This is a genomic window from Bacillus sp. EAC (genome assembly GCF_002156875.1).
Lineage (GTDB): Bacteria > Bacillota > Bacilli > Bacillales > Bacillaceae_G > Gottfriedia.
The window spans coordinates 170095-184533 of the sequence record NZ_NCSY01000001.1 but is presented as its reverse complement, the minus strand read 5'-3'; the positions used below and the strand labels follow the sequence as shown (position 1 = coordinate 184533).

Sequence of the window (14439 nt, the reverse complement as noted above, 5' to 3'; positions counted from 1 at the left end):
ACCTTCTCCGCTCTAAAAAGCAAGAAACCTAAAGTGGAAATCTACAACTCTCCTTGTTTACTACCAACAAAGTTTACTTAAAACAGCTATAATTTATGATAGGAATTTTAGAAAAGATGTCGAATTATATAATATGAAATGGATTTTGAACGATTTTTCCTCTGAAGAAGGGATGAAAGCTGATGTTTTTAGTAACAGAAGATTTTAAAACGTTTATTAAAAGATATCCAGTCATTTCAATTATGGTTGGTATTTGTACAATACTTATGATTTTGACCGCGTTTTCAGGTGGATATTCTACTGCAAATATACTAAAACTTGGCGGCTATCAACATGACTTAGTAAATCAGGGAGAATATTGGCGACTTTTTACATATGCATTTATGCATGGAAGCTATGCACATTTTTTTATGAATATGACTTTTATGATCATTTTAGGTAGACCTTTAGAAAGGGCGCTAGGTTCATTTAGATTATTAGTTGCCTATTTAGTATCTGCATTATTTACTGGAATTGTAATGTACTTTACATATTCATCTAATATTGTTAGCTCAGGATCTTCAGGAGTTGGCTACGCATATTTAGGTATATATTTGTATATTATTTTATTTAGAAAAAACTTACTTTTAACAGATGATCGGAAATTTATTTTAACATTCTTAGCAATTGGATTAATCTCTTCTTTTATCATCCCAAATTCAAGCTTAATTGGACATATTGCTGGTATGGGAATAGGATTTTTTATTACTCCATTGTTATTAAATAAAAAATCGAAATTTCATCACTCCTATTATGCATAAATTGAAAAAACAAATGGGAGATCCATTTGTTTTTTTTGTTCATTTCAATTTAAATCATAGATCAAATTTATCAATTATTCGATCAGCGGTTTGACGGTTTCTACATAATTTGTATAGTTGATTAAAAAATTCTTCAATTTCTTCTGTTTTTGTTGGTAAAGGTATCTCGACTATTAACGAGCCAAAAGCTTGCTTAAAATAAGTTTTCCTTTCAGCATTCCGTCCATCACGCTTAAGTGGATTATACTTCCAAGTTAAGTTTAGTTTACCGTTTAATTCCTTTACTTCTCTAATTTCTGCAGCAGTAGTTGTTTTATTACCAACATAAATAACTAAATAATAATTTTGATTCCTATGCCAATCAATAAATAAAAAGTAATAATCTTCTTCTTCTACTTTACTTAAATGGTACGCAGCAACAATTGGTTTTCCATTCGCCCATTGCTGAAAGTCAACTAAAGTATTCAATGGTGTTGGAATTTCTTGTATTGAATAAAATGAATTATTTTTATTACTCCATTTATTAATTAATTTAGAAATATTAATTGCAATATCTTTCTCCATGTTCTACCTCTATGTTCAGTTTAGTTACATTAATCATAACAATTGTTTGTAAAATAGAAAAGTTGTGATAATTAATTTATCGTCTACAAAATTAGATTTTACTCATGCAATAATTCCCATCAATAAGTTAAACTCTTAAAATCCATATTATTAATGATATTTATTTTAGGGAGGCATTTAGTATGGCACGTGGTAAAAGTTTTAACCATAAGAAAAAAGGGCATAAACCAACTCATCCAAAAGGATATCTTGTAGGACCTGAAGATCGAAAACACGAAGATCGTGAAGAGGACTATATCGTTACAGAAGAGGCTTTTAAAAACAGAATCCAATAAAATTACAAATAAGAGCCAAAAAAGAAAATCCTTTCATTATAGGATTTTCTTTTTTATGTTATCTAAAATCTATCAAAGAAATAATTTTGTCTAATCCAATTGCTTTTATCAATAAGGGCAACGGAGGTCCACTTGTCGTATTTAAGACGAGTGTATAAACGATTGTAAAAAGTAATTTTTGATTTTGTTTCATCAGTTTTTTATTATCATTATGACAAATAGCATAAATCTGTTTCATAATTTCTTCATCATTAATAGTAGGATAAGTCTGAAGTATAATACGTAATTGCTCCAACCAATTTTTTTGATCATTTTCTAACGAATGATAATATTCAAATGCTCTTGTTTGATTAATTCGAATATTTTTTTGAGGTTGCCAATTTTTAATCCAATATTCAACTAGCCGACTAATTTTATTTACCTGATGAATTGAATATGTCTCCCCGATATTTTCAAAAGCTTCTTTTAATAGTTGAACATTAAAGTTTAGTAGGGGAAGAATACTTGCAACTTGGTTAAATTTTGGATAAAGAAAGTTTTCATGATTTATTTGCGACAATTCCATAGCAAAACTAATATCTTCATTTTCGATCATATGCTTTTCATAATTTGCTCTATAACGTTCAAATTCGCTAAATTGTTTAATGACATCCTCATCTAAACCAATATTAAATGATGAAGATGGATGATATTTAGCAAACATAAACAAAATTATTTCTGGGAGATATATATTTAATAACTCATTCGGTGTAATGATGTTTCCCGAGGAGCTAGACATTTTCCCATTTTCTCCTTTTATTCCGATGAATTCATATGGTGCATAGTGGGGTGCATTGAAATTGAAAATTTGTTTTGCTATTTCTTTTGAAACGGTATAACTACCCGTAGCCGAGGAGTGATCTCTTCCACCTGGTTCAAAAATAACATCTTCAACCAGCCATCTCATTGCCCAATCAATTTTCCAGTTTAACTTCATATTTGTTGCATCTAAAACATTCAATCGATTTGAAAATCCACAAGTACAACGATAATTTAATGTTCCATTTAGTTCATCAAATTGATTGATATGTGTATTATCCTTTTTGCAGTTTTCACAATAAATAGTAATAGGATAGAACGTATTTCTTTCCTCAATTGAATAACTATTCGTTTTATATTTCATTAAAATATCATAAATTTCTTTTCTCATTTTGATTGCGTGTAATATGTGTTTATTATATCGTCCAGATTGGTATTCCTTATTTTGATAAATGAACTCTATCTCAATACCGAAATCTTCTAGTGATTTTTCAAATTCTTTTTCGAAATGCTCAGCATATGATGAATGGCAACCAAATGGATCAGGTATATCGAAGTAAGCCATCCCTAAATATTTTTCGTAAGAAGGGTCTATGTTTTTGGGAACTTTTCTAAAGCGATCGTAATCATCCCATGAGAAGATAAATTTAGCTTTTTTACCTAATTTTCTTAAGGCTTTTACGACAAAGTAAGTAGTAACTACTTCTCTAAAATTTCCTACATGTACAGAACCAGAAGGACTAATACCCGATGCACATACAAATGTATCTTTCTCAGGATGTTGATTTATCAATTCTTTTGCTATATTAATTGCCCAGTGCATAATTTCACCTCTATAATATGTTTATTTTTCAAGTTCAACTAATATTTCCAAGATTCTTTCCATAAAAAAAACTCTCACCCCCAAGATTATTCATCTTGAGGACGAGAGTTGTTAACTTCGTGGTACCACCTCAGTTTGTTGACATGTTGCCATATCAACCTTATCAGGTACGGCAAATATGCTTATACCCTATCTCGATAACGGGAGAACCCGTCGTAGCATCCCTAAAAATCAATTACTTTTAGTTCCGTACGAAGCTCCAAGTCTTTTTTCATAAAGATAATAATTACTCCTTTTCAGCTACCGGAGTTCTCTGTAAATGATTACTCTTTACTACTTTTTCTCTTCATGGCATTTAATTTCAAAATATTTATTGTACTTATAATAATTAAAACAATATTAATTGTCAATTAATTTTACGGGTGAATAGTATGGTTTATTAGAAAATATAAATGAGGTGTTTAAATGAGCAAAGCTGGAGAGGACTTGATTTTCACTGGTGCATGGTTTTTATTGTTTGGAACAGTCACCTCAGCTGTTGGAGTTTCATGTAAGCACTTAGTTAGTATGGACTTTGGAAGGCGTTTATTTGCAAAAGGAAATGCAATTGAAGCTTTTGGCAATTCACTGCAAGCAGTCGGAAGAGAAAAATCATATTCTGTCGAAAAAAAAGAAAATATTTTAAAAATCATGATTGGTAGTTGGATCCAAGCTGCTGGAAATTCGACTAATACATTTGCTACAAATTTAGAAATACAGGGCCTTGAAGAGGAAGGGCACAAATTAAATGCAGTTGGAAGTGTTATTCAAACAATTGGTGCTTCATTAGAAGCATTAGGTGCAAGCGAAGAAACAGGATATTACGCAAAATTTGAAGTTTATGGAAATGAATTAATTGGATTAGGTGCTCTAATCGACGGAATCGGCAATGTTGCACTCTTGAATGATAAAGATATACTAGGAGAACAACTTTTAATGTTCGGTAGTTGGATTCAAGTTATTGGAGCCATATCAATAATCTATGCACTCTCACATATAATACGAGAAGAAGAGGAAAATCATAAAAACGAGTATCAATATGGACAATATTCACATTGATTCGTTATTATTTAATAAAATCTTAACAATTCCAGTAAAATGAAGGATAATAATAATAAATAGCTAATTTAATAAAAAAGATATATTTTCATGAATAGAAAAGCATTTTATTTTTTCATTAAAGCTTTTTTATGAGAAAATAACTAAAAAATTATTAAATAGAACAGAGGTAACCTTAAATGAATGTAAAAATAATAACAGATAGCGCTGCTGATTTACCAAAAGAAATAATTGAACAATATGAAATTGATATTATTCCATTAAGAGTATATTCAGAAGACGAAACTGAATATTTTGATGGAGAAACATTAGTATCGAAAACATTATTTACTGAAATGCGAAAAGGAAAGGTATTTAGAACATCACTACCATCTTACGATCACATTTCAAGTACTTTCAGAAAATACGCTGATGAAAAAACTCCGTGTATATACATAGCATTTTCATCTGAATTATCGGGTACATATCAATCAACTGTAATGGTACAAAATGAATTGAAAGAAGAATACCCAGAACTTGATCTCGAAATTTTTGATACAAAAGGTGCTTCACTAGGACAAGGTCTTATTGCTATTAAAGCGGCAATGTTAGCAAGTGACGGTGCTTCAAAAGAAGAAGTTATCAATAACATAAAACATAGTATTGACCATATCGAACATATTTTCACCGTAGATGATTTACAATATTTAGTTCGTGGTGGCCGAGTTAGTAAAGTTGCAGGTTTTGTAGGGAATTTATTAAATATTAAACCGATCTTACATGTTGAAGATGGCAAGTTAATACCTTTAGAAAAAATACGTGGTTCAAAAAAAGTAATAAAAAGAATGCTTGAAATTATGGAATCTCGTGGTGTTAATTTAAGTAATCAATTGATTGGTATTTCACATGGAGATGATTTAGAGAAGGCATTAGAAATTAAAAATGCAATGGCTGAAGCATTTGGTTGTGAAAAGTTTGTGATTAATTCGATTGGATCTGCAATAGGAGCACATGCAGGACCAGGTACATTGGCTATCTTTTTTATGAATGCTGAATAAGATAATGAATTGAAATCAAAAACTAATTCCAGTATGTATTGTGGGATTAGTTTTTTATCATAATTTTCTGAAAATATTACCCGGAGAATAATGCATACATAATTTTAACTGAAGAAGTAAATAGTATTTATGTAATCTTTATCAAATTTAAATACGAGGTGAAATGTATGTCAATTTTAGATAATTGGGATCAATGGAAAGATTTTTTAGGAGATCGCTTAGATGCAACAAATGAAAAAGGCGTTGGAGAAGGTGCGATGGGGGAAATGGCATATCGTTTGGGCAATTATTTAGCTAATGAAGTAGACCCTAAAAACGCAGAAGAACAAATTCTAAAAGATCTATGGTCTGTTGCAGATGAGCAAGAACAACATACAATTGCAAATTTAATGATGAAGTATGTAAAAAATAAATAATCTTTTAAATTTATTTTGTTTGTAAAATATCAATGTTAAACCCAATGAAAGCATTTTCATTGGGTTTTGTTATTTTTTATAGAGAATAAATAACTATTGAAGTTAATAGGATAATCAAATATACTGTTCTTAGCTTGAGGACACTTTTTCTGGTTTACATTTAGAACTTTTTTATGTATGATTAATTTTCTGTTCAATTTTTTGCTTTAGCATTTTTAACATCATCTGTATACTTGAACGGAAATTGGAAATGTGTATTCAAATTTTATAAATATACAGGGAAATGAGGTTGGCATGATGAATAATCATAATGAGGCGAATGAGAAGCCTTTTAGTATTAAAGCAATAATTGGTCCAATGATGGCAGTAATCGTTGGTATGATCATGGTTATTTTGGATAGTACAGTAGTAAACGTGGCAATGCCGGGTATTACTGAATATTTCAAGTCAGACTTAACAACAATGCAGTGGACAATAACTGGTTATACTTTAGCACTATCGGCTGTTATTCCACTTGCTGGATGGATGTCGGATCGATTCGGTGCAAAACGAATTTTTTTAATCACAATTTTATTTTTTACAATTGGTTCTGTATTATGTTCAGTTGCTCAAACACCTGAACAACTAATTATTTATCGAGTTATTCAAGGTTTAGGTGGTGGAATGGTTGCACCGATCGGCATGGCAATCATTTTTAGATTAGCTCCTCCAGAAAAAATCGGATCAATAATGGGAATGCTTGGAATTCCAATGTTATTAGCACCAGCATTAGGTCCAGTTATTTCAGGATGGTTTGTTGAATATTCTACTTGGCATTGGATTTTCTTAATCAACTTACCAATAGGAATTCTTGCATTATTTATTGGATTTAAATATTTACCTAATTTTGAAACAAAATCGGTTCCTGCATTAGACGGTTTAGGAATCATTTTAGCTCCTATTGCTTTTTCAATGTTAGCTTATGGTGTTAGTCAAAGTGCGACTAGTTGGACATCAAAACAAACGTTGACTGGATTAATTGTTGGTGGAGTAACGCTTTTACTTTTCATTGTAGTTGAACTACGTCAAAAGCAACCATTACTTGAACTGCGAGTTTTTAAATCGTCTGATTTTACAAGAAGTATCATTATTACTTGGATCATGCAGATTGCATTATTTGGATCGTTCTTAATCGTTCCACTTTATTTACAAACAGTGAAACAATATGGTGCATTCGAAACAGGATTAATTATGTTACCTCAAGCATTAGCTTCGGCGTTAATGATGCCAATAGGTGGGAAATTATATGATAAAGTTGGGGCTAGACCATTAGCTTTAGTTGGTCTTACGATCATAACAGCATCATTATATACGTTTTCAACGATTTCGTTAGATTCATCAAATACATTTATTATGTTTACTCTTGCTTCAATGGGGGCGGGTATGGGATTATCAATGATGGCGATCAATACTCATGTATTACAATCTGCACCTAGACATTTAGTAAGCCGTGTAACATCGTTAACTTCAGCTGCTCAGCAAGTAATGGTTTCATTTGCAGTTGCAGGAATGGCTGGTTTCTTAACTTCTAGCACGAAAGACTACATGGCAAAAACAACAAACCCATTAGATGCTATGATTTCAGCTTACGGTGATACATTCTTATTAGCTGCAGGTATTGCATTAGCAGGTGCATTATTATCGATTATTCTACGTAAACCAGTAATGAAAGATGCTGATTCATCAGATTCAAAAGACTCAGTAGATGAATCAAAATCTTCTATGATGGTTGGACATTAATTTTAAAAAAACAGAAGCATAATTTGCTTCTGTTTTTTTTATGGTGTTAAAGTTTGAACATTTTGAATGGAAATTGACATAATAATTTCTTAATAACAACAAAGTTTATGAAAATAGCCTTTTGATTTAACTAAGTTCTAATAAATTCGATGATAATGAAATACAGTGATGAAGAATTATTAAAAATAATCATACATTTGTAATCTAAATGTTCTCTTTATGTAAACAATAGTTTGTATAATAATAGTTAACCAACAAAGATCAATACATAATGGAGCTGAACTCATGAGGTTAAAAATTATTAAGACAACTTTGGCATTATCAATTCTTACAGGAGGAATATTAATTAATAATTTTACACCTTCTAGCACTAATATTGTTGAGGCGTCAACTATTAAAGGGATTGTAACCGCGTCAGTTTTGAATATTCGTAGTGGACCAAATACTAGTTATAAGATCGTAGGTACCGTCAAAAAAGGTAATACGGTATACATAACAAATACAAAAATAGGATGGTATAAAATTTCGAGTGGCAGTAAAAGTGGGTGGGTATCAAGTAAATATATAAAAAAAACGTTGAATCCAATTCCTGCTTCTACAGTTAATAAAATGAAATCACTAGGTACATCCAAGCAATTAATTCTTGTCACTGCTGAAAATGAAAGTACAAGAAATGTATTAATAGAAACATATGAAAAAAGTGAAAATAGCTGGCAAAAACTTCATTCTTATACCGGTGTGATTGGAAAGAATGGGATGATTAGTAATAAACACGAAGGCGATTATGAAACACCGGAAGGTAAATATACGATTAATACTGCCTTTGGTAGATATTCAAACCCAGGAACAAAATTGACATATCGTAAAATTACTTCTGACAGTGTGTGGGTTGATGATTCTAAGAGTTCGCTATATAACACTTGGCAATTAGCTTCGCAAAATAATGGGAGATGGAATTCTGCAGAGAAAATGAATATCCCACAATATAGTTATGGTTTTGTAATTAACTACAATGTACAGAAAACGCCAGGTAAAGGAAGTGCAATTTTCTTTCATATTGCTGGTGCTTCTGGATTTACGGCTGGATGTACTGCGACATCAAAAACTAATGTTGTTTCAATATTAAAATGGATCGATCCAACGAAAAATCCAATTATTATCCAAACACCACTAAATAAGATTTCTCAATATTAACCAAATTAAGCTGATCATCGAATTGATCAGCTTTTTAAATTCGTTTAATTTTTTTATGTATATTTTGAAAATTCACAGTATAATAATTAAAACTGAATACAATCGAGACGTACTAAATGAGGTGATTATATGAACAAAAATAATTTTATAGAGATTGAAACAGAACGCTTAAAATTAAGGAGATTTAAAGACAGTGATTTAGAAAACTTTTATCGTTACCGAACAAATCCAAATGTCGCTATCTATCAAGGGTGGGAAAATTATACATACGAGCAGGCACATCAATTTATCGAAAAACAAAAATTAAGTGAAGTTAATATACCTGACACTTGGATTCAAATTGCAATTGAAAGTAAAGAGCATAAATGTTTAATAGGGGATTTTGGTCTTCATACACTTTTGGAACCTCTTAAAGTTGAAATTGGTTTTACGTTAGAACCTAGATTTCAAAATAAGGGGTATGCCACTGAAGCGCTTAAAAGTTTGATTGATTATTTATTTAATGTGTTAAGTAAAGATAAAATTACAGCGATTGCAGTAGAACAAAATACTTCATCCATTAGACTATTAGAAAGAAATGGTTTTAGGAATGTGAATACGATAAGAAATTCATTTTTTAAAGGAGAATATGTGAATGAATTTGTTTTTGAACTATTAAAAAAAGAATGGATTAATGTAGATGGAGATTAAAAAAATGAATTTTTTTAAAGGTGCTGCATACTTATCTTCAGCAGCAAGTATTTGGGGAATGACTTACGTTGTAAGTAAAGTAGTGCTCGATTCGATTTCGCCGTGGTTGTTATTGGAGTTAAGATTTATCTTGGCTTTGATCACTTTAAGTATCATTTGTTATTATCAAAGTGGATGGAAAATAAATAAAAAAGATATTCTTCCAATCGCAATTATCGGTTTAGTAGGTTATACAGGATCAATTGGACTACAATTTGTAGGAACAAAACTTTCAGGTGCTGCAATGGGTTCGTTAATAACTTCAGCATCACCTGCCTTAATATCATTTTTCGCATTTTTAATATTAAGGGAAAAAATAAATAATCGTAAAATTATTTCATTATTTTTAGCGACTATTGGTGTAATTGTTGTAATTGGTATCCCAAATGGAAAAACTGATTATGGTGCCTACTATGGAAACATCATTCTTGTTGGGGCAGCAATCACTTGGGCACTCTATACCATTCTTAGCAAAGTTCAAACGAATAAATATACATCATTAACTGTAACGACATGGGCGACTGTATTCGGTGTAATTTTCACAATACCCTTTACAATTTTCGAACAAATTAATGCGCCTACAGAATTACCAGCTAATTTGTGGATTTGGATGGGAGTATTGTTTTTAGGGACGGTTTCAACAGCGGGTGCATTTTACTTATGGAATAAAGGCTTCGAATATATAGATACCTCAACTGGTTCTCTATTTTTCTTTTTACAACCTTTAATTGGAACAATCTTCGGCTATTTTTTATTGAACGAAAAAATAAATTCTACGTTTTATGTTGGAAGTGTAATAATTGCCATAGCCGTTTATTTATCAATAAGGGAACCTAAAAAGGTTTCGAACGTACAATTTAATTCGAAAAATGCGTAGAAAAAAATAAAAAAGTGACTGAACGAATCAGTCACTCTTTTTTATTCTGGAGCGATTTCATTATTCACATCAAGGGCCTCAACAAGTTCGAGTTCTTCATGACGTTCTTGGAAACGATTAAATGTAAATTCGTTTGCAAATAGGAATAGTGGACGTTCGAAACGGTCAAATACAAGCATATTACGCATGTCTTGATATTTTTTAAGACCTTTTACATCATCAGTTTTTACCCATCTAGCAATATTATAGTCAACATGATCTTTACGAATGTCCGATCCGTACTCATTTTTCAAACGATATTCGAATACTTCAAATTGAAGTTGACCTACAGCACCAAGTATAACTTCATTATATTCATTTTTATAAACTTGAATTGCACCTTCTTGAGCTAATTGTTCTACCCCTTTATGGAAATGCTTTGATTTCAATGAGTTAACAGGGCTAACGCGCAAGAATAACTCGGGTGGGAAGGTAGGTAATGGCTCGAAAAAGATTTTTTGTTTTCCAGAAGAAATTGTATCCCCGATTTGATATGTTCCAGAATCGTAAATTCCAATTACATCACCAGCATAGGCTTTATCAATAGTTTCTCTATCATTGGCCATTAATTGGGTCGACTGGCTTAACTTAATTTGTTTACCTGTACGAGAAAGCATCACATTCATGCCTCGTTCAAATACTCCTGAACAAATTCGAACGAAAGCAATTCGATCTCTATGTGCAGGATTCATATTTGCTTGAATTTTGAAGATAAATCCACTAAACGTTTCATCTGTCGGATTTACTTCACCATTGATCGTTTTTCTAGGACCAGGTGAAGGTGACATATCTAAGAAATGATTTAAAAATGGAGTTACACCAAAATCAACTAAAGCCGTCCCAAAAAATACAGGTGTAAGTTCACCTGATTGAACTAAATCAAGATTAAATTCATTTCCAGCACCTTCTAAAAGATCAACCTCATCTCTTAAATTCGCTAAGTTAGATGCTTCAATATGTCCTTCTAATTCTGGGCCATGCACACCTTCACTACCAAGTTTAATTACTTCATCTTTTCGGAAAAGGTGAACTTCATTCTCTAAACGATCATATACACCTTCAAACTGCATACCACTACCGATAGGCCATGTAACAGAAACAGAAGGCATTCCTAATACTTCTTCAAGTTCTTCCATTAGTTCTAATGGATCTTTCGCTTGGCGGTCTAATTTATTCATAAAAGTGAAAATTGGAATACCGCGCATACGACAGACTTGAAATAATTTCTTTGTTTGAGCCTCAATACCTTTTGCAGCATCGATAACCATAACCGCACTATCTACAGAAGTTAATACACGGTATGTATCTTCACCAAAGTCATTATGACCAGGTGTATCCATAATCGAAACCATTTTTTCATCATACTCAAATTGCATTACTGAAGACGTAACAGAAATTCCTCGTTGCTTTTCAATTTCCATCCAATCTGATTTAGCAAACTTTGAGTTTTTTTGAGCTTTTACGGTACCTGCTTCACGAATTGCACCACCATGAAGTAGTAATTTTTCAGTTAAAGTTGTTTTACCAGCATCCGGGTGAGAGATAATCCCAAATATACGGCGTTTTGCAACTTGGTTAGTTAATTCTTTATTTGCCATCTATATAAAGTCCTTTCCAAAACAAAAATATTGAGTCAATAAATTTACATCTTATCTATTATACTAGAATTAGTGCCGTGATGAAACATCTAGTATGAAAGTTCTATAACCTTGATTGTTAATTTTATTATCAACCTTATTTATCAGAAATAATTATTTAAAAGAGTCATTTAATATTAGTGTGTTTATTTTTAGCAAAAAGTAGAGCGATTACCGTCTTACTAGGTCACAATGATTTATTACTATTACTAGTATATTTAAGTTTGTATCAATTTTAAAATGAAGGAAATCGATTTTTTCTATCGAACTGAATGGTAAAAGATTGATTTTGGAGGTGGGTTGATATGAAATTTGAATCATTTCAATATGTAAGACCAGATATAGAAAAAATAACACAAGAAATCGAACATGTATTAAATCAATTTAAACATTCGAAAAAAATAGAAGAACTGAATCATTACATACAAAAAATCAATTCAATTAGGTCATTCTTTGAAAGTATGATGCATTTAGCTGCGATCCAATTTACTCGAGATACAAAAAATGCTTTCTTTCTTGAAGAACAGAAATATTTTGATGAAATGTATCCAATTTACTTAAATATTCTTAGGGATTATTTTGAGATTTTAAACACTTCGATTTATCGTAAACAACTCGAAGCTAGATGGGGGAAACAGTTTTTTTCGTTGGCTGAGCTTCAATCTAAAGTAATTTCAAAAGATGTTTTAGAAGACTTAGTTATTGAAAATAAATTAGTAAGTAAGTATACAAAACTCATAGCTTCGGCAAAAATTAAATTTGATAATGAGAATAAAAATCTTGCACAACTTCAAGCTTACGCATATAACAGCAATAGAGAGACAAGGAAAAAAGCATTAACTGCAAAATACGATTTTTATATGGATAATGAGGAAGAACTAGATACTATTTTTAATGGTTTAGTTAAAAAGCGTACTGAAATAGCAAAAAAATTAGGATATAAAAATTATATCGCATTAGGTTATGACCGCATGCTTAGAGTAGATTTTAATCCATCTCATTTGTTGAATTTTCGAAAAGAAATAAAAGAAAAACTCGTACCATTTTTAAATGAAATACGCGAAAATCAAAGAATTCGTACAAACCTTACTACGTTAACTTATTATGATTTGGACTATTTATTTCAAGATGGTAGCCCGAGTCCAAAAGGAGATTCAAAATGGATTGTACAACAATTTCAACAGATATTTAGAAATCTTTCTAATGAAACTGATGAATTTTATAATTTTATGATTTCGAACAATTTAGTAGATCTTGATACACGTGAGAACAAGGCAAGAGCGGGATATTGTTCATTTTTACCCCTATATAAATCACCTTTTATTTTCGCGAATTTTAACGGGTCCTCTGATGACGTTCGTGTATTTTCACATGAGGCCGGTCATGCTTTTCAATTGTACTCAAGTAGACAGATTGAATTAGTTGACTACCATTATCCAACATATGAAGCTTGCGAAATTCATTCAATGAGCATGGAATTATTAATTTGGCAATCATTAGATTTGGTCTTTAAAGAGGATGTTCATAAATATAAATATTCGCATTTGATTGGTGCGATTGATTGGATGATTTATTGTGTAGCAATCGATGAATTTCAGCATTTTATCTATGAAAATCCTGATATTAGTCCAAGTGCTCGAAAAAAGGAATGGAGAAGAATTGAAAAGCTATATCTACCTTTTAGAATTTATGAAGGAAATGACTTTTTAGAGAGAGGTGGATACTGGCAACAGCAAACGTTAATTTATAAAACACCTTTTTATTTTATTGATTATGCACTAGCTCAAATTTGTGCATTCCAAATATTTACTGAATCAAACACTAATATGGAATTGGCTATCTCAAAATTTCTCCAAATTTGTAAGACTGGTGGTAGTAAATCTTTTTTATCAATATTAAAAGAAGCAAAACTTACTTCGCCATTCGATGATGGTTGTATTGATTTAATTGTTTCGGAATTAAAAATGGAAATGAAAAAAATAGAAGACTATATTTAGATTTTTATGGTTTACAATTTTTAATTTATTGTATTTAATTTAAATTGTAGGATACACATTCAGTTTATGAAGGAATATTTTTTATCTGTAAGGCTCTGTTATTGTATCCTGTTGATATGTAAATAAAGGCATTTTTATAATAAGGTTGACGAAAAGAAGACAATCGATATATATAAGAAGTTAATTAAAGTGTAAGGTGCTCGATTCCTGTGAATTTGCAGGTCAGTTGTGACTCATGCAAGGCGCATAGCGCTAAAAAAGTCTAAAGCAGCACGCCCCTCTATAAAGCGAGCATCCTGAAGTAGTAATCAACAAT

13 protein-coding genes and 1 other annotated feature are annotated in these 14439 nt (G+C 31.1%); of the genes, 10 read left to right on the top strand and 3 right to left on the bottom strand.

Features of this window, described 5'->3' with window-relative positions:
* Nucleotides 1-182: 182 nt before the first annotated feature.
* The gene (locus tag B7R65_RS00775) at nucleotides 183-800 is read left to right on the top strand and encodes a rhomboid family intramembrane serine protease (protein WP_088040815.1); all 618 of its coding nucleotides are present in this window, start codon (nucleotides 183-185) and stop codon (nucleotides 798-800) included.
* A 54-nt stretch (nucleotides 801-854) separates the two neighbouring features.
* Here B7R65_RS00775 and B7R65_RS00770 read toward each other — a convergent pair whose 3' ends face one another.
* On the bottom strand, nucleotides 855-1364 hold the full coding sequence (locus B7R65_RS00770; RefSeq protein WP_088040813.1) for a hypothetical protein: 510 nt from the start codon (nucleotides 1362-1364) through the stop codon (nucleotides 855-857).
* 182 nt (nucleotides 1365-1546) lie between these two features.
* On the opposite strand from B7R65_RS00770, the gene B7R65_RS21170 reads away from it, so the two are divergent.
* Entirely contained in the window at nucleotides 1547-1699 is a 153-nt protein-coding gene (locus tag B7R65_RS21170; RefSeq protein ID WP_179194721.1) for a hypothetical protein, read from the top strand.
* 58 nt (nucleotides 1700-1757) lie between these two features.
* Here the strand turns inward: B7R65_RS21170 and lysS are convergent, their stop codons facing one another.
* Complete coding sequence (gene lysS / locus B7R65_RS00765; protein WP_088040811.1) at nucleotides 1758-3320, bottom strand: lysine--tRNA ligase; 1563 nt, start codon at nucleotides 3318-3320, stop codon at nucleotides 1758-1760.
* Nucleotides 3321-3414: 94 nt separating this feature from the next.
* Nucleotides 3415-3679, bottom strand: a binding site (T-box leader).
* Nucleotides 3680-3785: 106 nt separating this feature from the next.
* Between lysS and B7R65_RS00760 the strand changes: the two genes are divergently transcribed.
* The 7 genes from B7R65_RS00760 (at nucleotide 3786) to B7R65_RS00730 (ending at nucleotide 10450) form a co-directional block, all read left to right on the top strand.
* Nucleotides 3786-4418, top strand: coding sequence for a DUF6944 family repetitive protein (locus B7R65_RS00760; RefSeq protein ID WP_088040809.1), 633 nt, complete (start codon nucleotides 3786-3788; stop codon nucleotides 4416-4418).
* Between the two features lie 179 nt (nucleotides 4419-4597).
* The gene (locus tag B7R65_RS00755; RefSeq protein ID WP_088040807.1) at nucleotides 4598-5455 is read left to right on the top strand and encodes a DegV family protein; all 858 of its coding nucleotides are present in this window, start codon (nucleotides 4598-4600) and stop codon (nucleotides 5453-5455) included.
* Nucleotides 5456-5622: 167 nt separating this feature from the next.
* Nucleotides 5623-5871 (top strand): DUF3243 domain-containing protein, encoded by a 249-nt coding sequence (locus B7R65_RS00750; protein WP_088040805.1) that lies wholly within the window; start codon nucleotides 5623-5625, stop codon nucleotides 5869-5871.
* Nucleotides 5872-6168: 297 nt separating this feature from the next.
* Nucleotides 6169-7650, top strand: a complete 1482-nt coding sequence (locus B7R65_RS00745; protein ID WP_088040803.1) for a DHA2 family efflux MFS transporter permease subunit — start codon at nucleotides 6169-6171, stop codon at nucleotides 7648-7650.
* Between the two features lie 285 nt (nucleotides 7651-7935).
* A complete protein-coding gene (locus B7R65_RS00740; RefSeq protein WP_088040801.1) occupies nucleotides 7936-8844 on the top strand; it encodes an SH3 domain-containing protein in 909 nt (302 codons plus the stop codon).
* Between the two features lie 129 nt (nucleotides 8845-8973).
* On the top strand, nucleotides 8974-9534 hold the full coding sequence (locus B7R65_RS00735) for a GNAT family N-acetyltransferase (protein ID WP_088040799.1): 561 nt from the start codon (nucleotides 8974-8976) through the stop codon (nucleotides 9532-9534).
* Nucleotides 9535-9538: 4 nt separating this feature from the next.
* A complete protein-coding gene (locus B7R65_RS00730; RefSeq protein ID WP_256941107.1) occupies nucleotides 9539-10450 on the top strand; it encodes a DMT family transporter in 912 nt (303 codons plus the stop codon).
* A gap of 41 nt (nucleotides 10451-10491) precedes the next feature.
* Here B7R65_RS00730 and B7R65_RS00725 read toward each other — a convergent pair whose 3' ends face one another.
* Nucleotides 10492-12087 carry a peptide chain release factor 3 gene (locus tag B7R65_RS00725; protein ID WP_088040795.1) on the bottom strand — a complete coding sequence of 532 codons (1596 nt, stop codon included), beginning with the start codon at nucleotides 12085-12087 and terminating at the stop codon, nucleotides 10492-10494.
* A gap of 344 nt (nucleotides 12088-12431) precedes the next feature.
* Between B7R65_RS00725 and B7R65_RS00720 the strand changes: the two genes are divergently transcribed.
* Nucleotides 12432-14123, top strand: a complete 1692-nt coding sequence (locus B7R65_RS00720; protein WP_088040792.1) for a M3 family oligoendopeptidase — start codon at nucleotides 12432-12434, stop codon at nucleotides 14121-14123.
* The last annotated feature ends 316 nt before the right edge of the window (nucleotides 14124-14439 follow it).